Raw genomic sequence first — 24310 nt, forward strand, 5'->3', positions numbered from 1 at the left:
CGTGGAATGTTCTTGTTATGGCTTCGCGTCGGCGAGGTGGCACTGGCTTTCCGGTGCGTCCAGGCCGAGGCTGTCGAGTTCGCTGGCGGGGTGCAGGAAACCTTCCTGCGGCGAGGTGCTGACCAGGGCGCGCGGTTGCACCAGCGGGATCGGCTGGCGCAACTGGCCGTCCCAGGGGCGGAAGCCGAGCTTGTAGCCCTTGAAGCCGTCCAGCGGCAGGTCAGGGGAAAGCGACAGCTTGCGGATCGCCATGGGGTCGGCGTCGCGTAGCCTCGTCACCGCGCTGGCGATGCTGCGCACGGCGATCCAGGCGGCAAAGTCGCGGTCGTTCATCCAGCGCCCGGCGTGTTCCTCGAAGCGCTTCTGCAACTGCGCGGCGCCGTAGGTTTCCACGGTCTTGTGCCAACCTGTGGCGACCAGCCCCTGGGTGCCGGCGACCGGGCGCGGCAGCCAGGTGTTGTAGGGCACGTATTCGCCGAAGTCGCCGTGTTCATCGGCCACCAGCACGGCGTCGTAGTCCTCGCCGGACTGAGTGAACAGCGCCATGTCGGCCTGGGCGCTGCGGCGCTGGTCGTTGTCGAAGGTGAAGGGTTTCTCTTCGACTATCTTCGCGCCGAAGCGCTTGGCCGAGCGACGCAGGGCGTCGGCATACAGGGCGTCTTCCGGGCGCTGGCCGACGATCAGCAACCAGCGCGTCCACTTGCGCAGCACCAGGAACTGGGTGAGGGCGTCGGTCAGCATCAGCCGGCTGGGCAGCGTATGCAGCACGTTCGCCGCGCACTGGCTGGCGCGCAGTTCGTCATCGGCAGCGCCGGCGTTGAACAGCAGGCTGTCCGGCAGCGCGGCGGCGAGTTGGCGCAGCGTGTCTGCCGGGGCGTTGACCACGAACAGGCGCAGGCCGGCGTCGTGCAGGCGCCTGGCTTCGGCCAGCAGCTTTTCCGGGGTATCGGTACTGGCGGCTTCCAGGCTGTAGCGGTGCCTGAGGAAGCGCCCGGTGCTGTTGCTGTCGGTGATCGCCAGCTCGGCGCCGCGCAGGCCGGCGTCGGTGGGTTCGTGGATGACGTTGGACAGCAGCGGGCCCGGATCCGGCGTGTAGCCCAGATAGCCGATGCGTATCTCCAGCGCAGGGGATTCCTCGGCACGAGCCCCGAGGCTGAAGGCAGCGGCGCAGGCAACCGCGAGCAGATAGGCGACGCCATGAAGGACGAACTGACGCATGGGCGACTCCCTGTGTGGGCCGGCTTGTTGTTGTGCGGCCAGCATAGGAATCGCCCGCGGCGCGGCAAATATGCAGAAAGTACCAATGGGGCAGTACCAAGGTAGTAGGTTGCGCGCCGCGCCCGCGTCCTAGGATGGCGACACAAGAACCAGAAGAGGAGCGTCGCCATGCGTATCGCCGTCACTCTCGTCCTGCCGATCCTGCTGATGCTCAGCCTGTTCGGTTTCGATTTCCTCTACACGCGCCATGGCTACCTGCCGGCGGCGGAGCTGCGTGCGCCCATGGCGCCGATGGGCTGCATCACTACCTGTCGCGGCGCGCCCTAGATGTCCGCGTTGTGGCGGATCAATCTGCTGGTCGGGCTGTTCTTCGGCCTGCTCGCGGCCGTGTGCCTGGCCGTGCTGCTGCACCAGGGCAACGACGACGTGCGCCGCGAGATGGATGCCGCCCGCAGTGTGCTCGACTACCTGCGTGAAGCCGCGCAGCGCGACCCGGCCAGCCTGGCCCCCGACCTCACCGCCGGTCTGCGCCATGTGCGCGTGCACTGGCTGGATTCTGCCGCCCCCGCGCCGCCCGCCGCCCTGGACGACTGGCTGGTGACTCGCCTGTATCCCGACCTGCCGGCGCCGACTCTGCTCACGCTGGCCGATGGCCGACGCGTGCAATTGAGCCTGGACCCGCGCGACGAGATCGACGAAGTGCGCGATTCGCTGGTGCAACTGCTGGTGCTGTTCGGCATATCGCTGCTGGCCAGTCTGCTGGCGATCCGCTGGGCGGTGCAGGGGGGCTTGCGGGTGGTGGAGCAACTGCATGATGCCCTGGGGAATGTCTCCCGTGGCCAGTTCCAGGTACGCTTGCCGGACCATTCGTTGCCCGAGGCGCAGCGCCTAGCCAGCGGATTCAATGGCATGGCCGGCGAGCTGGAACGTGCCTGCGTGGAAAATGCCGAACTGACCCGCGCGCTGCTCGCGGTGCAGGAGCGCGAGCGGCAGCAACTGGCCCAGGCGCTGCACGATGACATCGGCCAGTACCTCGCCGGCATCCGCGCGCAGGTATTCCTGCTGCGCAGCCTGGAAAGCCAGGACGGTATCGGAGTCGTCACCCTTGATCGGCTGGAGCAGCATTGCCAGGGCCTCAACGAGAGTTTTCGCGCGCTGGTACGCGACCTTTACCCGGTGGTGCTGGAGCGGGTCAGCCTGGAAGAGGCGCTGCGACTGCATGTCGAGCAATGGCAGGCCAGCCAGGGGGTGGCCTGCAGCCTGCACCTGGAGCCACTGCCGACGCTGCCGACGGTGGCCAAGGCGCACCTGTACCGTCTCCTGCAGGAGGCACTGACCAACGTGGCGCGACATGCCGGCGCCCGCCGGGTTCGAGTGATCCTGCGACGCCATTGCGGACGGCTCTACCTGTGGGTTCGTGATGATGGGCGAGGTTGCAACGGGCTGACGCGGACAGGCATCGGCATGCGTTCCATGCGCGAGCGGGCCCGTTGCCTGGGCGGCGAGCTGCACCTGCGCCGTCGACCGGGTGGCGGCCTGGCCCTGCGCTTGTGGATGCCGTTGGCAGTCGGCGTGGTGGAAGGAGAGAGGGCGTGAAGATCCTGCTGGTGGATGATCATTTCGTGGTCCGCGACGGCGTCGCCGCACTGCTGCGCGGGCTGATCCCCGAGGTCGAGGTGAGCGAGGCCATCGATGGCGAGTCCGCCCTGGAGGCGGTGCAGCGCAGCGTACCGAGCCTGGTGATCCTGGATATCGGACTGCCCGGCATCAGCGGCCTGGAAGTCACCCGGCGGTTGCGCCAACGCCTGCCACAACTGCGGGTGCTGTTCTTCAGCATGCACGACGAGCTGCCGCTGGTACGCCAGGCGCTGGACGCGGGCGCGGCGGGCTATATCACCAAGGGCGCCTCGCCGGCGGTGCTGGTGGAGGCGGTCAGGCGAATATTGGCGGGGCATGCGTACATCGAGCAGCCGCTGGCGACCCAGCTGGCGCGCCAGCCCCAGGGCGCCGACGGCCAGGACCCGCGCCTGCAGGGCATGACCCAGCGCGAGTTCGAGATATTCGTGATGCTCGCCCGCGGCCTGCCGGTGCGGCAGGTGGCGGAACACCTGTGCATCAGCGCCAAGACGGTGTCGAACCACGTCACCCTGCTCAAGCAGAAGCTGCAGGTGGTGTCCCACGCCGAACTGGTGCACCTGGCGATCGATACCGGCGTGCTGCGGGTCGGTGGCGAAGCCATCGCCGGCTAGCGTCAGCGCTGGTAGAGGATCACCGCCGCGCGCAGCTTGCTGCGGCCGAAGCGGCTCATCTGCTCGAACTCCGCGTGGCTCACCGGGATGTGCTGGCAGTCCAGCGGCTCGCGGTGCTGGCTGTGGTCGACGTCGGGGTCGTGCAGGTAGACGAAGTCCTCGTCGCAGTCGGTGACCGTCACCCAGTGCGGCGCCTTGGAGCGGGTCAGGCGGTAGCTGCTGATCAGCACCATCGGCTGACCGCCAGCCTCCAGCGCGCTGTCGATATCCAGCTGGTTGAGGAGCAGTTGCTCCACGTCGCTGCGAGCCAGTTCGGCGGCAAAGTCCTCGTGGACCAGGCGCATGACTTCGCGCTTTTCCTCGCTGCGCACGCCATCGAGGAACAACGGGCCATCTTCTGACAGCTGCAATTGCACACGGAATCCCCGTCGGTGCGCCGCCAGCGCCAGGCCCTGCGGGCTGCAGCCGCCGTGGCCGGCGGTCATGTAGATGGTGGTCGCCTCGCGCCACAGGCGCAGTTCCTCGCTGCGCTCCAGGCGGCGCTGGGGTTCCAGCGCGCCCATGGCCATCAGCAGGGCCGAGGGGCCGCAAGTGAACTCGGTGGTTTGCCGGTAGTAAGGCACGTGACGGTGCGTGCGTTCGTTGATCTGGCGGATACGCTTCTCGAAGCGCAGCGCTTCGCTGTGGTCTTCGTAGTAGTCGCGCACCGTGGCGAACGGGCGGTAGCCGTTACGCTCATAGAGAGCGATGGCCCCGCGGTTGTCCGGGCGCACTTCCAGGCGCAGGTAGGCGCAGTCGTTCTCCAGCGCCTCGGCCTCGGCGCGGTCCAGCAGCTTCTGGCCCAGGCCGATGCCGCGCGCCCGCTCGTCCACGGCAATGGAGTACAGGCGCGCCAGTGACGTGCCCTGGTGGAACAGCACCAGCGCGTAGCCCAGCAGAACGCCGTCGGATTCGGCGACGGTGAGGCTGGCGTGGGCGCGGGTGATCATCCACTGGAAGTTGCGGCGGGACAGACGGTCGTGTTCGAAACAGCGGTTTTCCATCTCGACCAGGGCGTGCAGGTCGTCGGCGGAAGCGGCGCGGAACTGGAGTTTCATAGAGTAAGCATTCGTTAATCTGCGGGGCGCACCGTGTCGGTGCTGGCTGCGAACGGGCGCGGTTCAGTGCGGTCGAAGCAGCAACCAGTATTGTCCTGGCCTATCGGCGCGGCAAGCGCGGGGCAACTTCGGAGGTGTCGTGAGCAAGCTGTTCATCATCGTGGAGCGCAAGGAAGACTGGGCCTCCTACTATCCCAGTGAAGATGTGGTCAGCGCCCAGGAATACCTGGAGATGCCCATCGACGACGACAACGGCAAGCGTGTGCAGGTGATCAACCTGTGCCGCAACTACAAGTACCTGGGGCACGGCTATTACTGCTCGCTGCTGGCCGAGGCGCGCGGGCACAAGGTGATCCCGTCGGTGCGCAGCATCAGCGAACTGGCGAAGAAGTCGCTCTACAGCCTGGCCCTGGAAGACCTGGAGAAAACCCTCGACAAGGCGCTGGCCGATCACCCCTACGGCAGCACCGACGGTTTCACCCTGACGCTGTATTTCGGCCGCACCGACATCGAGCCGCTGCAGGACCTGGCGCGCCAGCTGTTCGAGGCGCTGCCGTGCCCGATGCTGCTGGTGGAGTTCCGCAGGAACCGGGGCTGGCATATCGAAGGCGTGAAGCCGGGGAACATCCACAAGTTGCGCGAGGACCAGGAGGAGCAGTTCGCCAATGCGCTGGATGGCTTCAGCCGGCAGATCTGGCGCAAGCCGCGCTCGCGCAAGCAGTACCGCTATGACCTGGCGATCCTGCACGATCCGGAGGAGGCCTTCCCGCCGTCCGATCGCAAGGCGCTGAAGAATTTCATCCGCGTCGGAAAGACCCTGGGTATCGACGTCGAGCTGATCGAGAAGAAGGACTACTCACGCCTGGCCGAGTACGACGCGCTGCTGATCCGCGAGACCACCAGCGTCAGCGACCACACCTATCGCTTCGCCAAGAAGGCCGAGAGCGAGGGCATGGTGGTGATGGACGACCCGGTGTCGATCCTGCGCTGCACCAACAAGGTCTACCTGGCCGACTTGCTGCGCAGCCACAAGCTGGGCATGCCGGCCACCGAGATACTCTACAAGGACAACCCGCAGGAGCTGGAGAGGGTTGGCGAGCGCCTGGGCTTCCCGCTGGTGCTGAAGATTCCCGATGGCAGCTTCTCGCGCGGGGTGATCAAGGTGGGCAACCAGGAGGAGTTGCTCAAGGCCAGCACCGAATTGTTCGAGCGCTCGGTGCTGCTGCTGGCGCAGGAGTTCTTTTATACCGAATACGACTGGCGGATCGGCGTCCTCAACCAGAAACCCATATTCGCCTGCCAGTACTTCATGTCCAAGGGACACTGGCAGATTTACGACCACAGCCCTGGCGCGCAGGAAGTGAGCGGCGATTTCCGCACCATGGCCGTGCACGAGGCGCCGCGCAAAGTGGTGGAACTGGCGGTGAAAACCGCGAACCTGATCGGCGACGGGCTCTACGGCGTGGACCTGAAACAGTCCGGGGAGCGGGTTGTGGTGATCGAGGTGAACGACAACCCGAACATCGATTGTGGGGTGGAGGACGTGTACCTGGGGGACGACCTCTACAAGCTGGTGCTGGAGGAGTTCGTGCGGCGGCTGGAAGTCAAGCGGCGAGGACAGGGGTGGTGAGATCGATTCGACATTGACCTTATAGGAAAACGGTCAATGGGCGGCGTCAATATATTGCTAGCTTTACAAACTGGAGCGCCAACCAACTGTTTTTTAAAGTTTTTCAAAATAATGGCGCCAAGGAAGGGAGCATGCTCGAGGCAGCCGCGAATACTCGTCGCCTGCTGGTGGTCGATCCATGCGACGACTGCCGCAGGTTATTACCCGGACTACGGGCAGCAGGGTGGGAGGTAGACAGTTGCGAGCTGGATAGCGCCAGCAATCGCGGCTGTGACGTCGGCCTGCTGCGCCTGCAACCCCGGCATCTTGAACGCCGGGAGTCCGTCAAGGAACTCATCAGCCGCAGCGGCACGGAGTGGATAGCCGTGCTCAGCCCGGAGGTCCTGCCCCTGAATGAGGTGGGCGACTTCGTCAGCGAATGGTTCTTCGATTTCCATACCTTGCCCTTCGATGTGGCGCGCGTGCAGGTCACCCTCGGCCGCGCGTTTGGCATGGCGCGCCTGCGCGGGCGCGGCAGCGTGCACAGCGATGAGCATGAACACGAACTGCTGGGCGAAAGCCGCGATGTCCGCGAGCTGCGCAAGCTGCTGGCGAAGTTCGCGCCGACCGAGTCCCCCGTGTTGATCCGCGGCGAGAGCGGCACCGGCAAGGAACTGGTGGCGCGCACGCTGCATCGCCAGTCGCGGCGGGCGATCCGGCCGTTCGTGGCGATCAACTGCGGGGCGATGCCGGAAGCGTTGATCCAGTCCGAGCTGTTCGGCCACGAGAAGGGGTCGTTCACCGGCGCGCACCAGCGCAAGATCGGTCGCTTCGAACAGGCCAACGGCGGCACGCTGTTCCTCGACGAAGTAGGCGACCTGCCGCTGGAGCTGCAGGCCAACCTGTTGCGCGTGCTGCAGGAGAAACAGATCGAAAGGGTCGGCGGCAGCCAGCCGATCGACGTCGATGTGCGGGTGCTGGCGGCGACCCACGTGGACCTGGAGCAGGCGATCCGCGCCGGCCAGTTCCGCGAGGACCTCTACTACCGGCTCAATGTCCTGCAGGTGTCGACTTCGCCGCTGCGCGAGCGCAACGGCGACCTGGCTTTGCTGGCCAATCACTTCGCCCACCTCTACAGCGTCGAAACCGGGCGACGGCCGCGCCGTTTCTCCGATGATGCCCTGGCGGCGATGGCCGAGCACGGCTGGCCCGGCAACGTGCGTGAACTGGCCAATCGGGTGCGCCGTGGCCTGGTACTGGCCGAAGGGCGGCAGATCGAGGCCCGCGACCTGGGCCTGGAAAGGGAGAAGGGGCGCTCGGTGCACCTGCCGTTGGTGACCCTGGAGGAATACAAGCTCGGCGCCGAGCGCCAGGCCATGTGCGATGCCTTGGCCCGGCACGGCGACAACCTGAGTGTGGCGGCGCGAGTGCTCGGCATCTCGCGACCGACCTTCTATCGCTTGTTGCACAAGCATCAGTTGCGCTAGGGCGGGGATACCGGTCGGGGCGGGAACGGACGCGGATCCGTTGTCCGTCACGATTCGGTGGACTCGGATAGGGCGTTTCGTGCTGGCGTAGGAGCGGACTCTGTCCGCGATGCTGTCCGGCGCAATTGCAGCCTATCGCGGACGGAGTCCGCTCCTACGAGATGCTTCTGCGCTTGGGTCGGCCCTCACCCCAACCCTCTCCCTCAGGGAGAGGGTTGGGGTGAGGGGGAAGACGCAGCGACGGACTATCCAGAGAAGACAGTTGCTCCTACGTACAGGTGACGATCTCTGGAAAAGACAAAGGCCCCGAAAGGGGCCTTTGCGTCTGGATTGCCGAGTCGTCAGAAGTAATACGGGAATTTCACGCTGAAGCTGAAATCCGGCGCATCCGGCGAGATACCGATGGACAGGTTCGGCACGATGGTCAGGTTGGGGCTCCAGGCGTAGGTCAGGCCCCAGTTGAAGTAGGCGGCATTGGCGTCGCTCCCGGTGACCGAAGTCCAGTCGCCGCCATCGGCCTTGACCTTGCTCTTCTGGGCAATCAGGTCGGAGAAGGAGAACGACATGCTGGTCTTTTCGTTGAGGGCGAAAGCCACGCCGGCACCGATCTGGAACCAGTCTCCGAGGTCGACCTTGCCACCTTGTTTCACACCCTCGGTGGGGCTGATATCGTCGAAAGACTCCTCGAAGTTGTAGGTATAGGAGAGGCTGCCGAACAGCACGGCCGGGTCGACGGTCTTGACCAGCGAGATGCCGGGAGTGACCGACCAGACGCCGTTGCCGGTGGGCAGTGAATCGGGGACGTTGAGGTTGTCGTTGTCCGAGGCGCGCTTGAGCTTGATGCCGTACGGGTCCTTGCCGGTGGGGGCCTTGACCCGCAGGCTGACCACGGCGTCGGGGCGCGACTCGGTCTCGTCCATGAACTTGTAGGCGATGCCGACGTTGACATCGCCCAGGGTCGGATCGCGGGTGACCTTCTCGTCCGTGGATTGTGCCGTGGAGTTGCCGGCGCCGGCCGATTCGAAGGTGCTTTCGCGGTAGACGACCGGAGCGTTGATATCGAACTGCCAACGGTTGTTCCAGTTGTAGCGGGCCGTCAGGTCCATCGTCCAGTTATCTGCCTTGATGTTGTCCACGCCGATGTTGCCCAGGAAGATCGTGTCCAGTGCCAGGAAACCGTTGAGGATCAGCTGCTTGGTATCGTAGTGGGTGTAGGTCAGGCCCGTCTCGAAGCTGAACGCGCCGTTGCCGAAGAAGCCGCTGGCCTCGTCGTAAAGGTTTTCCACGCTTTTGGGCGGGCTGGCATCATCCTTGAGCGACTCGCCGTAGGAGCTGCCGCTGGCGGCAACGGTGTTGCCGGTCCCTGGGGGAGTGGGTTTGCCGGTGGAAGTGACCAGACGCTTGGGCTGGGCTGGCGCAGCGGGTGCTTCTTCCACCTGCCTGACCCGTTGCTCGAGCACCATCAGGGCCTTCTGCTGCGACTCGTAGCGCTGCTTGAGCTCGAGAAGCTCCTGTTTCAAAGCCTCCACCTCGGCTTCCGTCGCAGCGGCGGCGAAAGACGGGGGGAGTAAAGCGGATACACAGATTGCAGTTCCTAGCGTTAGCGATCGGTGCATGGCGCGCTGTCCTTCTTATTAGGTTGGACTTCACAGTCGCACTGGAGCGTAGATCACATACCCATGGTGCGAAGCCCTTTGAGCTGGTCGAGATTGCAGTCCAGTGCTCCAGACGACGGAAGGTTGTTTTTCAGTACCACGCTGAGCTGCGCCAGGTTATTGACGGCATTACTTCCGCCGACCATCTGCGCGGCCTGGAGCAATCCGCCGGCCGCCAGTTGCTGCATCGAGGCGCCTTGTCCGTTGGCATTGATCGCCAACTGAATGCCGCCATTGCCCGGTGTCACGCTGACGGTGCCGGCGCCGTTGCTGGCGCTGATTGGCGCATTGTTCAGCGGGGTACCTTCCTGAGTTACGGCCGGTGCCTGGTTGGCTTCCTTCACGTCGATGCTGACGTTGTTCGAAGCGGTGTTGTAATCGCCGGCGGCGCGAACGCTCTGGGTGACCCCCTGGGTCTGGTTCAGGCCTGCGCCGCCGGTAACTGTGCCGGTGCCGGCGGCAGGCGGAGCGGGATTGCCACTGGCTTTCTCGTCAATGGTGGTGACGTAGAACTGCGGTTTGATGGTCGACTCCTGGACTTGCATGCTCACTTTGGCGCCGATGTTGTCACCCACGGCGTTCTTCCAGGTACTGCTCATGACAATGCCGAAGCTGATGACCCGGCCAGGCATCACGTACTTGCCGCGAAGTTGGGCCAGCTCCTGATCTTTCAGCTCGATCGGCTTGAATACGCTCTCCGCCTGGACCGGCAGGCAGGCCACGAAGCAGGTGGCGGCAAGCAGCGGGATCAGTTTCATGTTGTTCTCCCCGGAAGGATTCCTGCCTTCCGTTCTGGTGCGGTCAGAGGAAGTCGCTCTGGATGAAGCCGAATTCCATGAGCTCTGCGTCCTTGACCGGGCTGAACGCATTGATTCGGTCCTTGGCAGTCAGCGGGTCGGGTGGGCTCATCAGGGCGTTGGCCTGTTCGTAGCCCGGACCGATGACGGCGAAGATGATGCCGTTCCAGCCTTTGAGAAAATCCTCCTGGGTGAAGCGCTTGTGCCCCAACACCGGGTCGCCGATGTAGACGTAGCCTTTATAGGCTCGCTGCATCACGACAAAGTGTTTGTAGCCACGGATGTCCATCAGCACTATCACCGGGATCGTCAGCTTCTCCAGGGACGCAGCGGGGATTCGATACCCGCGTGCCCGCATGCCGATGGCTTCCAGGTAGGTCTTCATGTCGAGCATGGAGAAGCCCTGGGTGCGCACCAGGTCCGGGTCGGCCCGGACCAGCATCCCCTTGATCACGAATTCCTCGTCCACGTCCAGCGCATAGGCCTGGCGGAGGATCGTCGCCAGCGCGGCGGCGCCGCAGCTGAAGTCGGTCTTCTGCTGGACCAGGTTGCTGAACTTGCGCTCGCGGATGCTCTCGACGTGTTTGTAGGCCATGGAGCCGCCGGGAAGAATGGCGAAGGGGAGTTGCGCGGCCTGCGTCGTGAGCGAGAAGAGGGCGAGCAAAAGCAGGGCGGACGTACGCATGATCGTGACGCCTGGGGGTCGGCTCAGGAGAAAGGAGGCTCCGTTGCCGGAGCCTCCAGGTACTGCGCTGTGTCGCTTACAGGCAGGATTTGCAGCCTGCGGCGATGGACAGCGAGTTGCTCTGCTGGTTGCCTACGCCAGCTGCAACGTTCGCACCCAGGTTGCCCGACACATTGTTGAGCGAGTTGCTGATGGTGGCGTCGTTCTTGACCGGGTCTTTCCAGCCGGTGGGTACCAGCACCTGATAGGTAGCCTGGCCTTTCAGGTCAACAGTGCCGGCTTCGACGAAGAACAGCGGGTCCTTGTCTTCCTTGCTGCCGCCGCTGTTGCGGCTGTCGTGGCCACCACGGCCGCTTTCGTCCACGACGTAGCCAACGCCGGCGCCCTTGTAGGTGCCCTTGGCGCTGAAGGTGGACTTCAGGGTTTCCTTCTCGTAAGTCAGGAAGGCAACGTTGCCCACGGTATTGCCCGTGGAGGTCTGGGTGGCGCCGCTGTAGGAGTCGGCACTACGACCACCGGACACGGCGGCTGCCATGTCGTTTTTCTGTTGGTTGTAGTTACCCGAGGCGATGTTGATGCCGATGTTCCCGGAGGAGTTGCTGCCGGAGTTGTTCAGCGAAGCCTTGTTGGTGGTGGAGAGGTTCAGCGCCTTGTTGGCTTCATTGGTCTGGGTCACTTCGGTGGACGCATAGGCGGTGCCGAAGATGAACTTCTCGTCGGCGGTGGCCAGGGCGGCGGCGTTGGCCTGTTGGTTCATGTCACCGGCGGCCACGTTGACGCCCACGTTACCCGATGCGGTCCCCAGCGAGCTGTCGACCGTAGCGGTGTTCTTGGTGCCCATGTTGACCACGGTGTTGTCGCTGCTCTCCTGGGTGTCTTCCACCGTGGCGCTGGCGCCTGCTTCGATCCGCGGGTCCTTGTAGGGATCGTACGGAGGCTTGGGTTGTTGATGATGATGACCATGGTTGTCATGGCCACGACCACGATCGTTGTCGCGATTATCTGCGTGCACTGCTACAGCCATGATCGCTGCGACAGCGAATACCAGGGGCTTGAGAGCCATTGTGGGTTTCATGGTGTATCTCCTTTGCTTTGTTTGGCGTGTTTAGTGTTATAGGAGTTGGCTTGGGTCAATCCGCGACCCGGATGCTCAGGGTGTTGGCAATGCGATTGCCGACCCCGGCGCTCTGGCTCACCTGGACTACGCCACGACTGCCGGCAAAGGCCTGGTCGCTGGTGACGACCTGCCGGTTACCCGAGGTGGAGTTAGCTGGGCCTGAGTTCACTGGCAGCGCGACGTTCTGCTGGGAAAGCACGCTGTCGTCGACGCTCTGCGGTACGGCGCTGACGCTGATCCGCATGGCGTTCACTTGCTGGTTGGCGGCGCCAGCGGCCTGGTTCACACCCAGTGCGCCGTTGCCGTTGGTGAAGGCGTTGCCGGTGATGCTGGCGGACGCGGCCTGGCTGGGATCGACGAAGGCGTTGACCGTCTGCCGGAATTGGGTAGTGGCCTGGGCGTTGGTGCCGATGGCGATGGTGCGACCGTTGGCCTGCTGCTGCTCATCGCCGGCGGCCTGGTTCACGCTGGCCACGCCGTTGTAGTTGCGCACGGCGCTGTCGATGTTGGCGTTGTTGACCGTCGACGGATCGGCGGCAAAGGAAGAGGCTGCGCAGAAGAGCAGGGGCAGAGCGAGCAGGTGGGCTTTCATCTCAGCGATCTCCCGTCAGCATGCGCAGGGGGGAGAGGCCTTGCTGCACAGTGCGGTTCACCGAATTGGAGATGCCGCCGCCAGCGCCCATGCCGCCGCCTAGGCTGCCGTTGTTGAGGCTCTGGTTGCTACCGTTGTCCATGCCTACCAGAGTGCCGCCGGGAAGGATGTGGCGCTCCAGGGTGGAGCCACTGGTGACGCCGGCGAAATCGCTGTCGCTCAATTCGGCATTGCCGGTCTGGCGCACGACCTGGTCGGAGATGTTCGGGTTGACGGTGATCGGATTGGGATCGGGAATATCGGTGGGACGCGTAGCGACGCGTGGCTGCACCTGGCGCTGCAGAACGATGGTGCCGTCGCCAGCCTGGACGGTGGGGCACAGCGAAATGCTGGCCACCCCGCAAGCGAGCGTGACTAACAGACCGACGATCCTTGAGTCGATGTTCCCCATGATGGCGGTTCCTTCTTGGTGCGCTGAGCCCTAACCAGCGGTACCAAGGTGGAGCAGATGCCGTGCCGCTTTTGATCTGTCATTGAGAATCAATGACATAGCCGAAAGCGCCATGAGCCGTTGCGAGGCGAATGTCTCGGCGCTGATACAGGACCGTCGTACCAAAGCCCTCCAGAGGCCTTGGAACGGGGCCTTGATCACTGATGAAGCGGATTGTGTTGCAGTGTTGATACACAACTTTGGGTGGGGAGGGCGAGGTGCAGCCCGTAGGCGTTTGCGGTGATTCCGGTGTTTCAGCGCGCTAACACAATGGGCTGATTTGTAGGCTTTCTGGTACTTGAGTACTGCTGTCTTTTCAATGAATTAGGCATTTTGCATGATGGCGCGAACCGGCCTGGATCGTGGTTGTCTGCATCTTCCTGGCGCCGCTGGGAAGAGATTCCTTGCGAAAGTGCCAACGCTTCCTCTGCCGGAGCTGCGCAAGAGAAATTTTTGTGAATTTCATAGCGCCCGACGGCCAATGCATTAGCATGCGACGCCGTTGCGGCGCTTGCGCGCCTGGAGCAGGCAGCGGAAAAAACCATTAGAAATGTGCGAGCCAGCGTGCCTCGCGGGGGAAAGTAGTATGGATCTGTGGAGCGCCTTTCAGGCCTTCATTCTTGGCGTGGTCGAGGGGCTTACCGAGTTCCTGCCGATCTCCAGCACCGGCCACCAGATCATCGTGGCGGACCTCATCGGCTTTGGCGGCGAACGCGCCGAGGCCTTCAACATCATCATCCAGCTCGCCGCCATCCTTGCCGTGGTCTGGGAGTTCCGCCGCAAGATCCTCGACATCGTCTGCGGCCTGCCCACCCAGCCCAAGGCACAACGCTTCACCATCAACCTGCTGATCGCCTTCTTCCCCGCCGTGGTGCTGGGCGTGGCTTTCGCCGACTACATTCACCATTACCTGTTCAACCCGATCACCGTGGCCGTGGCCCTGGTGGTGGGCGGCGTGATCATGCTCTGGGCGGAGAAGCGCCAGCACGTGATCCACGCCGAAACCGTCGACGACATGACCTGGAAGGAAGCCCTGAAGGTCGGCTGCTGCCAGTGCCTGGCGCTGATTCCGGGCACCTCGCGCTCCGGCGCGACCATCATCGGTGGCCTGCTGTTCGGCCTGTCGCGCAAGGCCGCCACCGAGTTCTCCTTCTTCCTCGCCATGCCCACCATGGTCGGCGCCGCGGTCTACTCCGGCTACAAGTACCGCGATGTCTTCCAGCCAGCGGATCTGCCGGTGTTTGCCGTGGGCTTCGTCACTTCGTTTATCTTCGCGATGATCGCCGTGCGCGGCCTGCTCAAGTTCATCGCGAACCACAGCTATGCGGCTTTCGCCTGGTACCGTATCGTGTTCGGCCTGCTGATCCTGGCAACCTGGCAGTTCGCCCTGATCGACTGGAGCAGCGCCAAACCCTGATCCGATAGCGAGTGAACGTGGAAAAGAACGGCACCATCAGCCGCTGGGACGATGACAAGGGCTTCGGCTTCATCCACCCCCAGGCCGGCGGCAAGGAAGTCTTCCTGCACATTTCCGACTTCCGCGGCGACCGCCGCCCGGAAGCGGGCGACCAGGTGTGTTACGTCGAAGGCGCCGGCAAGGACGGCCGCCCCCGCGCCGATCACGCCCGCCTTGCCGGGCTGGCCATCGATACTCCGGCAATCCGCCGCAAGCCCGCCGCGGCGGCGACCCGCGAGCGCGCACGCAGCGGGCGCGAAGTGGCCTTCCCCAGCGCGCCGAAGCATTCGCTGGGGCGCGCGCTGGCGGTTCTTGCTGCACTGCTGGCGCTGCCCGTCATCGGCTCGCTGCTCTGGCTGAAGGACGGCTATTTCGTCTGGTTCCTGCTGCTCTATCCCGTCTTCAGCGTGCTGGCCTTCCTCGCCTACTGGCGTGACAAACGCAGCGCCGAGCGCAACGACTGGCGCACTCCCGAGCAGAGCTTGCACCTGCTGGAGCTGCTGGGTGGTTGGCCGGGGGCCTTCCTGGCCCAGCAGGTGTTCCGCCACAAGACCCGCAAACTGTCCTTCCAGGTGGTGTTCTGGGCCATCGTCGTGCTGCACCAGGTGTTCTGGATCGACTGGCTCAGCGGCGGCCGGCTGCTGGGCTGGATCGGGGCGTTGATGGGGCTGGGAACGAACCCGGCGTAATCGTCCCGCTCAGACCGGCCAATCGTCCTTCGAAAAACCCTCCTCGAGATAATCGAGCAAGGCCCGCACCGCCGGCAGGATGCCTCGTCGGTGCGGGTACACCGCCTGCAGGTAGGCCTCCGGTTCACTCCAGGCGGGCAGTACGCGCACCAGGCGACCGTCCTCCAGTTCCTCGGTGCAGTAGTGCAGCGGTAGAAGTGTCACGCCCAGCCCCGCCAGGGCGACGTTCTTGCGCAGATTGAAGTCCTCGACTGCCAGCCGTGCCTCCAGCGCGACTTCCTTGATCTCACCCTGCGGGCCGGTCAGCTTCATGTGCACGCGACGGTCGTTGTCGATGGCGCCGAGGACGGGCAGGGTGGCCAGGTCTTCCGGCACGCGCAGCTTGACGCCATTGAGCAGCGAAGGCGCAGCCACCAGCGCAGTCTTCGCCAGACGCAGGCGCCGCGAGATCAGCGACAGGTCTTCATCGCCCGGCGCCCGCACCCGCAGGGCGACATCGATGCTTTCGTTGAGCAGGTCGACGCGGCGGTTGGTCAGCATCAGCTCCAGGTTCACCTGCGGATAGGCCGCGAGAAAGCCCGGCAGCATCTCGTTCAGCGAGGTTTCCGCCAGCGCCACCGGGCATGACAGCCTCACCCGTCCGCGCGGTTCCGCGCTCAGTTGCGCGGCCACCTCGTCCGCCATCTCGGCTTCCACCAGCATCGCCTGGCAGTGCCGGTAATAGCGCTCGCCCAGGTCGGTGAGCGCCAGTTTGCGGGTCGTGCGTTGTAGCAGGCGCACATTCAAGCGCGCCTCCAGCTCTGCTACTCGCCGCGACAGGCGCGACTTCGGCAAGCCCAGCAGGCGTCCGGCGGCGGCGAATCCACCGGCCTCCACCACCTTGGCGAAATAGAAGAGGTCATTGAGGTCCTGCATGGGATTGTCCTGCTGGTGAGACGAATCATTGCATTTTTGCCGACTTATCGAAGATTGGCCACATGCGTAGTCTTGCCCTCAACGACGAATTGCTCCGCCAGACCCCCTGGCCACCTTCCCCGGAGAGAAAGACATGAAACTGCTGCACATTGATTCCAGCATCCTTGGCGACAACTCCACCTCCCGCCAGCTGAGCGCCGAACTGGTCGCCGCCTGGGCCGCCGCCGAGCCGGGTGTCGACGTCACCTACCGTGACCTCGCCGCCGACGCCATCAGCCACCTGTCGGCCGCCAGCCTGGTTGCCGCCGGCACTCCGGCAGAACTGCGCGACGCCGCGCAGAAGCACGAAGCCGCCCTGGGCGAGCAAAGCATCAAAGAGTTCCTGGCTGCCGACGCCATCGTCATTGGCGCGCCGATGTACAACTTCTCGATCCCCAGCCAGCTGAAGGCCTGGATCGATCGCATCGCCGTTGCCGGCAAGACCTTCCGCTACACCGAGAGCGGCCCGGAAGGCCTGGCTGGCGGCAAGAAGGTCATCATCGTCTCCACCGCCGGCGGCATCCATGCCGGCCAACCCAGCGGTGTAGCCCATGAGAACTACCTCGAGCTGGTGCTGAACTTCCTCGGTATCACCGACATCGAGGTCGTGCGTGCCGAAGGTCTGGCCTACGGTGACGAGCCGCGCCGCAACGCCATTGCCGGCGCCCAGGCGAGCATTGCCAGCCAGTTCGCTGCTGCCTGAGTAACGCCGCTGAAAAAAAGCCCCGCATTGCGGGGCTTTTTCTTTTGCCGTCCGTCTGCCGTTTCAGGGCGCTGAAAACTGGCGCGTACTATGCAGATATTTCCGTTTGGCGGTGCCCGGCGGCTTTTTTCCTACGACATGCCCCGTGGCGCCTGATCTGGATACGTTTCGGGACGGTGTGCACCATGGCGAGGCGCCTGCTCTGGGTTCTTCTGCTCGTTACTTTCGGTACCGCGGTCAGTACCTCCAGCTGGGCCTCTTCCGGTTGGGGCGTCGGATTCCATCGTCTTCAGGTGAGCGACCCGCTGGATCAGCAGCCGATGAAGGCCATCGCCTTCTACCCGACGCGCGCCGCCGAACAGCCTCTGCACCTGGGCAACTTCATCCTCGACGTCGCCTATGAAGGCAAGACCGCCAACGGGCGCTTCCCGCTGCTGGTGATGTCCCACGGCAACTACGGCACGCCGCTGGCCCATCGTGACCTGATCGAAGCGCTGGTGCGCAAGGGCTTCGTGGTGGTGACGCTGCTGCATCCCGGCGACAACCTGCATGACCACAGCCGCCTGGGCGCGCTAAGCAATCTGTACGGGCGGCCGCTGCAGGTTTCCGAAACCATCAGTGCCGCACTGCTCGATCCGCAGATCGCGGGCATCGTCGACCCGCGCAAGGTCGGTGTGATCGGCTATTCCGCCGGCGGTGAGACCGCTCTGATCCTGGCCGGCGCCCAGCCGCGCCTGGAACGGCTGATCAAGTACTGCCAGCAGCGCCCGGACGACCGTGACGCCTGCAGCGAGAAAGGCGAGGTGCGCGCCGACCGCAGCGACCTGGTACCCATGGCCGACCCGCGCGTTGGCGCCTTGCTCCTGCTCGCGCCGCTGAGCCTGATGTATGGCGCCCATGAACTGGAGGACGTGCAGGTGCCGGTTCTGCTCTACACCGGCAACGACGACCATATCCTCGACTGGAAGAAGAATGCCGGCGCGCTGGCACGCAAGCTGCCACAGCAGGCGGACCTGCGGGTGCTGGATGGGGCAGGGCACTTTGTCTTCATGTCGCCCTGTTCGGAAGAAGAGAAGGAAGCCACGCCGGACCTGTGCACCGACACCCAGGGCGTCGACCGCCAGGCCATCCACCGTGACCTGGCCGCCTCGGCGGCGGAGTTCTTCGACGTCAGCCTGGGTAGCGCAACGATGCAGACGTCGGGGCGTTGATCCGGGGCTGAGCAAAAAGGTGCCTCTTGTAGGAGCGAGCTTGCTCGCGAATGGGTTTCCCGGCTGCATTCGTGTCAGACAGGTTCGCTCCTACGAAGATCAAAAGAGCAAGAAAAAGCCCCGCACTGGGCGGGGCTTTTTCATTGCAGCTTGGCGTTGATCAGACGATCACACCCTGGCTGCGCAGGTAGTCATCGTAGGTGCCGCTGAAGTCGGTCACGCCGTTCTCCGACAGCTCGATGATGCGGGTGGCCAGGGAGGACACGAACTCGCGGTCATGGCTGACGAAGATCAGGGTGCCCGGATAGTTCTCCAGCGCCAGGTTGAGCGACTCGATGGACTCCATGTCCAGGTGGTTGGTCGGCTCGTCCATCACCAGCACGTTCGGGCGCTTGAGGATCAGCTTGCCGAACAGCATGCGGCCCTGCTCGCCACCGGAGATGACCTTCACCGACTTCTTGATGTCGTCGTTGGAGAACAGCATGCGGCCGAGGGTGCCGCGCACCAGTTGCTCGCCGCCCTGGGTCCACTGGGCCATCCAGTCGAACAGGTTGTAGTCGTCTTCGAAGTCTTCGGCGTGGTCCTGGGCGAAGTAGCCCACGTCCGCGCTGTCGGTCCACTTCACTTCACCTGCGGTGGGCGCCATGTCGCCGACCAGGGTGCGCAGCAGGGTGGTCTTGCCGATGCCGTTGGGGCCGATGATGGCGATGCGCTCGCCGGCTTCCACCTGCATGCTCAGGTTCTTGAACAGCGCGGTGCCATCGAAGCCCTGGCTGACTTTCTCCAGCGTCACTGCCTGCCGGTGCAGCTTCTTATGCTGCTCGAAGCGGATGAACGGGCTGACACGGCTGGACGGCTTGACCTCTTCCAGCTGGATCTTGTCGATCTGGCGTGCACGGCTGGTGGCCTGCTTGGCCTTGGAGGCGTTGGCCGAGAAGCGGCTGACGAAGGTCTGCAGCTCTGCGATCTGCGCTTTCTTCTTGGCGTTGTCCGACAGCAGGCGCTCGCGAGCCTGTTCGGCCGCGGTCATGTACTCGTCGTAGTTGCCCGGGAACAGGCGCAGCTCGCCGTAGTCCAGGTCCGCCATGTGGGTGCAGACGCTGTTGAGGAAGTGACGGTCGTGGGAAATGATGATCATGGTGCTGTTACGCGCCGTGATGATGTTTTCCAGCCAGCGGATGGTGTTGATGTCCAGGTGGTTGGTCGGCTCGTCGAGCAGCAGCAGGTCCGGATCGGAGAACAGTGCCTGGGCCAGCAGTACGCGTAGTTTCCAGCCCGGAGCGACGGCGCTCATCGGGCCGAAGTGCTGGTCCAGCGGAATGCCCAGGCCCAGCAGCAACTCGCCGGCGCGGGATTCGGCGGTGTAGCCGTCGAACTCGGCGAACTGGACTTCCAGCTCGGCCACGGCCATGCCGTCTTCCTCGCTCATCTCCGGCAGGGAGTAGATACGATCACGCTCGGCCTTGACCTTCCACAGCTCCTCGTGACCCATGATCACGGTGTCGATCACGCTGAAGTCTTCATAGGCGAACTGGTCCTGGCGCAGCTTGCCCAGGCGCACGCCGTTTTCCAGCATGACCTGGCCACCCGAAGGCTCCAGCTCGCCGCCAAGGATCTTCATGAAGGTGGACTTGCCGCAACCGTTGGCGCCGATCAGGCCGTAGCGGTTGCCGTTGCCGAACTTGACGGAAACGTTTTCGAACAGCGGCTTGGCGCCAAACTGCATGGTGATATTGGCGGTGGAAATCAACTGACTGACCCTTGGCTGGACATGGTGCGCGCCGGGCGCTGACGGCGCGGGCGGGCATGGAAGGCGCGGTCGTCGAACAAGACCGACAGGCGCCTGGCAAAGCCGCTCATTATGCCACGGCCAGGTCCGGGCTGCATGCTTTGCTGCTGCAGCGCCCAATCTGCGGGCATAGGTCGACATCCGACAGTTGAAACCCCCCATTGTCCTGCATCAGAATTCGGTGTTCAGAATTCTGGTGGGGGCTGTATGAAAATCCTAAACGCTCAACATTCGCTCAAGCAGTACCTGGAGCAGGTCAGCGGCAAGCTGATCACGGTCGTCTCGGCCTCCGCCAGTGAAACCGAGTCACTGATCGAAACCCTGGTGGGAAAGGGCAATCGCCTGGACCTGCTGGTGGGCACCATCAATTCCTTCACCTCGCCGGACTTCATCGACTTCTGCGTCCGCGACGCCGGCAAGAGCGTGACCCTGCATGTGGATTTTCGCGCACAGAACAGCGTGCACTGGAAGCTGGTGCTCATCGAGCCGGACGTGGTGATCCTCGGCAGCGCCAACTTCACCGAGATCGGCCTTAGCCTGACCCGCGACACCGTCACCGTGATCCAGGACGCGGCGCTGTATGCCGATTACCTGGCGCGAGTGACTGAGATCAAGGGCATGGACGGCGTGGTGCTGGGCGAGGACGTGCCGGCGTTCGACGAGCAACTGGAGGAGTACCGCCAGAGCCACCGCCGCGTGCAGGCGAGCCTGGCGCGCAGCGCGCAGTACCTGGACGGCGAGAGCTGGCTGGGTGACGAGACAAACCAGAGCATCCCGCTGTTCATCTGGTACAGCGACCACTCCGACGAATCCGAGGAACAGGCCGAAGCCTTCCTGCACGCCAGCAGCGATGGCGTGGACTGGGACGACGTGCGCGAGTTCTTCACCTACGAATGCGCAGAGGGCGTGCTGCCCTATGAGGAAGGCGACATGGTGCTGACCGCGCGCTGCAATGGCACGCACATCGGCTTCTATACCTTCGACCGCATCCTCTACCGCAACGGCACCTACTTCATCTATTCCTATCGCAAGAAGCGCTATACCCAGCCGTTCAAGCTGGAGGACGCCAAGGAGCGCCTGAAGGACGTGATCCCGGACTGGTACGAGGAAATGCGCACCTCCCTCAATCGCCACGACATCAACAGCGTGGTGCGCTGACGCCCCGCCATTCATCGGCGCGCAGCCGGCCTGTCGACGGGTCGCACCCTGCGCGCCTTGGCATTTTCCGCCGTGCCGGCTAGCATCCTGCCAGTATCTCGACGTCGCATGCTGCTGTTGCGTGAGCCTGTCAGAAACCTGTCAGGAGGCAAAGGATCATGCCGCAACTTCCCCCCGATGAAGTCCCCGTTCGCCGCCGCATGCGCTGGCACTGGCGGCTGTTGACGCTGAAGATCTACATCCTTTCGGTATTCCTGCTCGCCTGCATGCTCGGCGGCAGCGCGATGCTGTTCCTCAATACGCTCAACGAGACGCTGGAGCCCGCCCAACGCCTGGGCTCCTTCGCGGCCGGTGCGCTGATCCTGCTGTTGTGCGTCCACATCCTGCGCATGGGCTTGCCGCCGATGCCCTGGCTGACCAGGCGACGCAGCCTGGAATAGAGGCCGGAATGAAAAACGCCCCGTGGCATCGCTGCCACGGGGCGTTCTGCTTCGAGCCTGATCAGATCATCAGAAGATGTTGACCGGGTACTCGACGAAGACGCGCACTTCGTTGCCGTCGTCGTTGTAGGAGCGGGCGTCGTTGGACACGCGCAGCCAGGAACCGCGCAGCTTGACCGACAGGTCCTTGGCCGGGCCGTCCTGGACGACGTATTTCAGCTGGTTGAAGATTTCGCGCTCTTTGCCATTGCTGGTCTCGGCGGTCTTGATGTTGTCGCCGTAGACGTAGGCCACGGTGTAGCTCAGGCCCGGAACGCCGTACTCGGTGAGGTCCAGGCTGTAGCTGCCCTGCCAGGAGCGCTCGTCCTCGCCGTTGAAGTCCGACCAGTAGGAGTTGGCCAGCCAGATGGTGGTGCCGCCATCACCCAGGCCGCCTTCGTTCTGGTACCAGCCGTACTGGTAGCCGGAGTCGCCGTTGTTGCGCTGGTGCGCGACCATGAAGGTGTGGGCGCCGATGTTGTAGGCGGCCGACAGGCTCCAGATGGTGTTCTTGGTGCCGTCGATGCCGTGGTCGGCAGCGAAGTCTTCGTTCACGCGGGTGCGATAGCCGTTGAAGTCCAGGGTCAGGGACTGCTTGTCGGCCACCGGGATGACGTAGTTCAGGTTCATGTACTGCTTGCGAGCGACGTCTTCGCTCTCGTAGCCGTACAGCGAGCCGCTGAAGTTGTCGGTGAACTTGTAGCTGCCGCCGAATACGTCGATGCGTTTCAAGCCGCCGCTGTCACGCCCTTCGGCGCTCTTGCGGGTTTCCGAGGTGAAGCGGCCGACGTTCAGCTCCAGGCCTTCGATCTCCTTGGAGGTGATCAGGGTGCCGGTGAAGCTTTCCGGCAGCAGGCGGGAGTTGTCGTAGCTCAGTACCGGCAGGGCCGGCATCTGGTCACCGTACTTGATCACGGTGTTGGAGAAGCGAGCCTTCACCGCACCACCGGCGCGGGCCAGGTCGTTGGCGGCTTCGCCGCTGTCGCCCTGCTTGAAGAAGTCGATGCCGGCAGCGCCGCTCTTGCCTTGGCCGCCATCCAGACGCAGGGCGTACATGCCGAAGGCGTCAACGCCGAAGCCCACGGTGCCCTGGGTGAAGCCGGAGGTGAAGGTCGCGGTAGCGGCCTGGCCCCACTCGGCCTTGTCGTCGCGGCCGTGCTTGTAGTCGCGATTCATGTAGGCGTTGCGGAAGAACAGGTCCAGGTGGCTGTCTTCGACGAAGCCCTTGGCGGCGGACTGGTCTTCGGCCATGGCGGCGGTCGACGCGAGGATCCCCAGTGCGAGCAGACTGATCCGGTGGTTCAGCATCTTGATTTCCTTAATGGTGCAGCGCCAGCGAACAGAAAGAAAAAAGCTCTCCGCCCCGTGGTGCGTGAACGGGGTAGGTGGAGTCCTGTGCTGGCATGTTCTTTTGGTTGTATTCGGGGCGTGGTCGCCCCGGCGCCGCGGGATGATAACAGAGGATCGAACTTTTTCGTCCAGGCTCTGTCACGCGGATGTCATGATGACCTGATCAACGGTGATGGCTCCCGGATCACGGGTGCTCGAAGGCAATCAGCGCTGTTGCGCTTTAAGACCGCGCCGCGTCGTTCAGGGCTGCTGATAGGAACGCTGATAGAGCCACAGGCTGAGTATCAGCCCGCTGAATGCTGCGAGCGCGGCGCAAAGGAAGATCGAACCAAAGCCGAAGCCGTTGGCGACGGCGCCCATCAGCGGCCCGGTGACCCCCAGCGACACGTCGATGAACAACGAATAGGCACCCAGCGCGGCGCCGCGATTGGAAGCAGGCACCAGGCCGACGGCTTCCACGCCCAGCGCGGGGAACACCAGGGAGAAGCCGAAGCCGGTCAGTGCCGCGCCGGCCAGGGCGATCCAGGGAGTCGGTGCGCTCCACAGCAGGAGCAGGCCGAGGCTTTCCACGGACAGGCAGGCGATGGCGACACGAAAGCCGCCATGGCGATTGATCGCGTTGGCGAACAGCAGGCGCGCGCCGATGAAGCAGCCGCCGAAAGCGGTCAGGCAGTACACGGCGTCCTTCCAGCCGAGGCTGGCGTAGTAAAGCGTGATGAAAGTAGCGATGGTGCCGAAACCGATACCGCCCAGCGCCAGGCCCATGCCGTGGGGGAAAACCCGGCCGAGCACGTGGTGGAAGGGCATGCGCTCGCCGTGCACCAGCGCTGCCGCGCGCTTGGGCCAGGCCAGGGCGAAGCCGAGCGCCGCCAGCAGGACTACGCTGCCGCCGAGGCTGGCCAGCCCGAGTTGGCCGACCATCAGCACACCTAGCGGCGCGCCGATGGCCAGGGCGCCGTAGCTGGCGATGCCGTTCCAGGAAATCACCTTGGCGGTGTTCGCCGCGCCGACGCGGTCGATGCCCCAGGCGATCGAGGCACTGCCGACCAGGCTTTCCGAGGTGCCCAGTACCAGACGTGCGGCCATCAGCAGGCCGAGGCTGATCCACGGCAGGCCCTGCATCGCCCAGGAGCCGAGCATCAGCGCGCCACTGCCGGCGCAGCCGAGCATGCCGTAGAGCACGGCGCGCTTGGGGCCGAGAGTATCGATGACCTTGCCGGCGTAAGGACGAGTCAGCAGGGTAGCCAGGTACTGGACGCTGATGACCAGGCCCGCCATGACCGAACCGAAGCCCAGGTCGGTGTGCACGTAGCCGGGGAGCACGGCCAGCGGGATGCCGATGGTCAGGTAGGCAATGAAGGTGAACAGGACGACGGACACCACTTGCAGGGTGGACGCGGTGGAGCGGGTCTGGGCAGGCATGTGCAGCAGTTCGGTACGGCGGGTGGGTGCTACATGATGGACCGCGGTTGGCATGTAGGAAAGCTAGCTAACGAACTACCTTTCAGGTCCGGCGTGATGCAAA

At 64.1% G+C, this 24310-nt stretch carries 23 protein-coding genes; 11 read left to right on the top strand and 12 right to left on the bottom strand.

Annotated elements, in window-relative coordinates:
- Positions 1 to 15: 15 nt before the first annotated feature.
- Positions 16 to 1218, bottom strand: a complete 1203-nt coding sequence (locus tag G4G71_RS15090; RefSeq protein WP_169938799.1) for an ABC transporter substrate-binding protein — start codon at positions 1216 to 1218, stop codon at positions 16 to 18.
- Between the two features lie 168 nt (positions 1219 to 1386).
- Between G4G71_RS15090 and G4G71_RS15095 the strand changes: the two genes are divergently transcribed.
- The 3 genes from G4G71_RS15095 to G4G71_RS15105 are packed head-to-tail and all read left to right on the top strand — an operon-like array spanning position 1387 to position 3467.
- The gene (locus G4G71_RS15095; RefSeq protein ID WP_169938801.1) at positions 1387 to 1545 is read left to right on the top strand and encodes a hypothetical protein; all 159 of its coding nucleotides are present in this window, start codon (positions 1387 to 1389) and stop codon (positions 1543 to 1545) included.
- On the top strand, positions 1546 to 2814 hold the full coding sequence (locus tag G4G71_RS15100) for a HAMP domain-containing sensor histidine kinase (RefSeq protein ID WP_169938803.1): 1269 nt from the start codon (positions 1546 to 1548) through the stop codon (positions 2812 to 2814).
- A complete protein-coding gene (locus G4G71_RS15105) occupies positions 2811 to 3467 on the top strand; it encodes a response regulator transcription factor (RefSeq protein WP_054906949.1) in 657 nt (218 codons plus the stop codon). The genes G4G71_RS15100 and G4G71_RS15105 overlap by 4 nt, the downstream gene beginning before the upstream one ends.
- A 2-nt stretch (positions 3468 to 3469) precedes the next feature.
- On the opposite strand, the gene G4G71_RS15110 is transcribed toward G4G71_RS15105, so the two are convergent.
- Positions 3470 to 4564 carry a GNAT family N-acetyltransferase/peptidase C39 family protein gene (locus tag G4G71_RS15110; RefSeq protein ID WP_169938805.1) on the bottom strand — a complete coding sequence of 365 codons (1095 nt, stop codon included), beginning with the start codon at positions 4562 to 4564 and terminating at the stop codon, positions 3470 to 3472.
- Positions 4565 to 4703: 139 nt separating this feature from the next.
- On the opposite strand from G4G71_RS15110, the gene G4G71_RS15115 reads away from it, so the two are divergent.
- Positions 4704 to 6194, top strand: coding sequence for a RimK family protein (locus G4G71_RS15115; protein WP_169938807.1), 1491 nt, complete (start codon positions 4704 to 4706; stop codon positions 6192 to 6194).
- A gap of 131 nt (positions 6195 to 6325) precedes the next feature.
- Positions 6326 to 7660, top strand: a complete 1335-nt coding sequence (locus tag G4G71_RS15120) for a sigma-54 dependent transcriptional regulator (RefSeq protein ID WP_169938809.1) — start codon at positions 6326 to 6328, stop codon at positions 7658 to 7660.
- 341 nt (positions 7661 to 8001) lie between these two features.
- Here the strand turns inward: G4G71_RS15120 and G4G71_RS15125 are convergent, their stop codons facing one another.
- From G4G71_RS15125 to G4G71_RS15150, 6 genes are all read right to left on the bottom strand, one after another.
- A complete protein-coding gene (locus G4G71_RS15125; RefSeq protein ID WP_169938811.1) occupies positions 8002 to 9276 on the bottom strand; it encodes a transporter family protein in 1275 nt (424 codons plus the stop codon).
- Between the two features lie 53 nt (positions 9277 to 9329).
- Positions 9330 to 10073 (bottom strand): hypothetical protein, encoded by a 744-nt coding sequence (locus tag G4G71_RS15130; RefSeq protein WP_169938813.1) that lies wholly within the window; start codon positions 10071 to 10073, stop codon positions 9330 to 9332.
- Positions 10074 to 10116: 43 nt separating this feature from the next.
- The gene (locus G4G71_RS15135) at positions 10117 to 10797 is read right to left on the bottom strand and encodes a C39 family peptidase (RefSeq protein WP_169938815.1); all 681 of its coding nucleotides are present in this window, start codon (positions 10795 to 10797) and stop codon (positions 10117 to 10119) included.
- Positions 10798 to 10873: 76 nt separating this feature from the next.
- Positions 10874 to 11872, bottom strand: a complete 999-nt coding sequence (locus tag G4G71_RS15140) for a heme utilization protein (protein WP_169938817.1) — start codon at positions 11870 to 11872, stop codon at positions 10874 to 10876.
- Positions 11873 to 11927: 55 nt separating this feature from the next.
- Positions 11928 to 12506 carry an adhesin gene (locus G4G71_RS15145; RefSeq protein WP_169938819.1) on the bottom strand — a complete coding sequence of 193 codons (579 nt, stop codon included), beginning with the start codon at positions 12504 to 12506 and terminating at the stop codon, positions 11928 to 11930.
- A gap of 1 nt (position 12507) precedes the next feature.
- Entirely contained in the window at positions 12508 to 12957 is a 450-nt protein-coding gene (locus G4G71_RS15150) for a hypothetical protein (protein WP_169938821.1), read from the bottom strand.
- A gap of 625 nt (positions 12958 to 13582) precedes the next feature.
- Here G4G71_RS15150 and G4G71_RS15155 point away from each other — a divergent pair.
- Both G4G71_RS15155 and G4G71_RS15160 read left to right on the top strand, forming a co-directional pair.
- Positions 13583 to 14413 (top strand): undecaprenyl-diphosphate phosphatase, encoded by an 831-nt coding sequence (locus tag G4G71_RS15155; protein WP_169938823.1) that lies wholly within the window; start codon positions 13583 to 13585, stop codon positions 14411 to 14413.
- Positions 14414 to 14424: 11 nt separating this feature from the next.
- A complete protein-coding gene (locus G4G71_RS15160; protein ID WP_169938825.1) occupies positions 14425 to 15141 on the top strand; it encodes a DUF1294 domain-containing protein in 717 nt (238 codons plus the stop codon).
- A gap of 9 nt (positions 15142 to 15150) precedes the next feature.
- Here G4G71_RS15160 and G4G71_RS15165 read toward each other — a convergent pair whose 3' ends face one another.
- A complete protein-coding gene (locus tag G4G71_RS15165; protein WP_169938827.1) occupies positions 15151 to 16056 on the bottom strand; it encodes a LysR substrate-binding domain-containing protein in 906 nt (301 codons plus the stop codon).
- Positions 16057 to 16189: 133 nt separating this feature from the next.
- Here G4G71_RS15165 and G4G71_RS15170 point away from each other — a divergent pair, with 133 nt between their 5' ends.
- Both G4G71_RS15170 and G4G71_RS15175 read left to right on the top strand, forming a co-directional pair.
- Positions 16190 to 16798: an FMN-dependent NADH-azoreductase gene (locus G4G71_RS15170; protein ID WP_169938829.1), complete on the top strand. Its 609-nt coding sequence runs from the start codon at positions 16190 to 16192 to the stop codon at positions 16796 to 16798.
- A gap of 185 nt (positions 16799 to 16983) precedes the next feature.
- Positions 16984 to 18009 carry an alpha/beta hydrolase family protein gene (locus G4G71_RS15175; RefSeq protein ID WP_169938831.1) on the top strand — a complete coding sequence of 342 codons (1026 nt, stop codon included), beginning with the start codon at positions 16984 to 16986 and terminating at the stop codon, positions 18007 to 18009.
- Between the two features lie 160 nt (positions 18010 to 18169).
- On the opposite strand, the gene G4G71_RS15180 is transcribed toward G4G71_RS15175, so the two are convergent.
- Entirely contained in the window at positions 18170 to 19759 is a 1590-nt protein-coding gene (locus G4G71_RS15180) for an ABC-F family ATPase (protein WP_169938833.1), read from the bottom strand.
- Between the two features lie 246 nt (positions 19760 to 20005).
- On the opposite strand from G4G71_RS15180, the gene G4G71_RS15185 reads away from it, so the two are divergent.
- Together G4G71_RS15185 and G4G71_RS15190 are read left to right on the top strand one after the other, a co-directional pair.
- Entirely contained in the window at positions 20006 to 20956 is a 951-nt protein-coding gene (locus tag G4G71_RS15185) for a phospholipase D family protein (protein ID WP_169938835.1), read from the top strand.
- A 158-nt stretch (positions 20957 to 21114) separates the two neighbouring features.
- Complete coding sequence (locus tag G4G71_RS15190; RefSeq protein WP_169938837.1) at positions 21115 to 21396, top strand: hypothetical protein; 282 nt, start codon at positions 21115 to 21117, stop codon at positions 21394 to 21396.
- 69 nt (positions 21397 to 21465) lie between these two features.
- Here G4G71_RS15190 and G4G71_RS15195 read toward each other — a convergent pair whose 3' ends face one another.
- Both G4G71_RS15195 and G4G71_RS15200 read right to left on the bottom strand, forming a co-directional pair.
- Entirely contained in the window at positions 21466 to 22743 is a 1278-nt protein-coding gene (locus G4G71_RS15195; RefSeq protein WP_169938839.1) for an OprD family porin, read from the bottom strand.
- A gap of 282 nt (positions 22744 to 23025) precedes the next feature.
- A complete protein-coding gene (locus tag G4G71_RS15200; protein ID WP_169938841.1) occupies positions 23026 to 24207 on the bottom strand; it encodes an MFS transporter in 1182 nt (393 codons plus the stop codon).
- Between the last annotated feature and the right edge of the window lie 103 nt (positions 24208 to 24310).

The organism is Pseudomonas multiresinivorans (genome assembly GCF_012971725.1).
Lineage (GTDB): Bacteria > Pseudomonadota > Gammaproteobacteria > Pseudomonadales > Pseudomonadaceae > Pseudomonas > Pseudomonas multiresinivorans.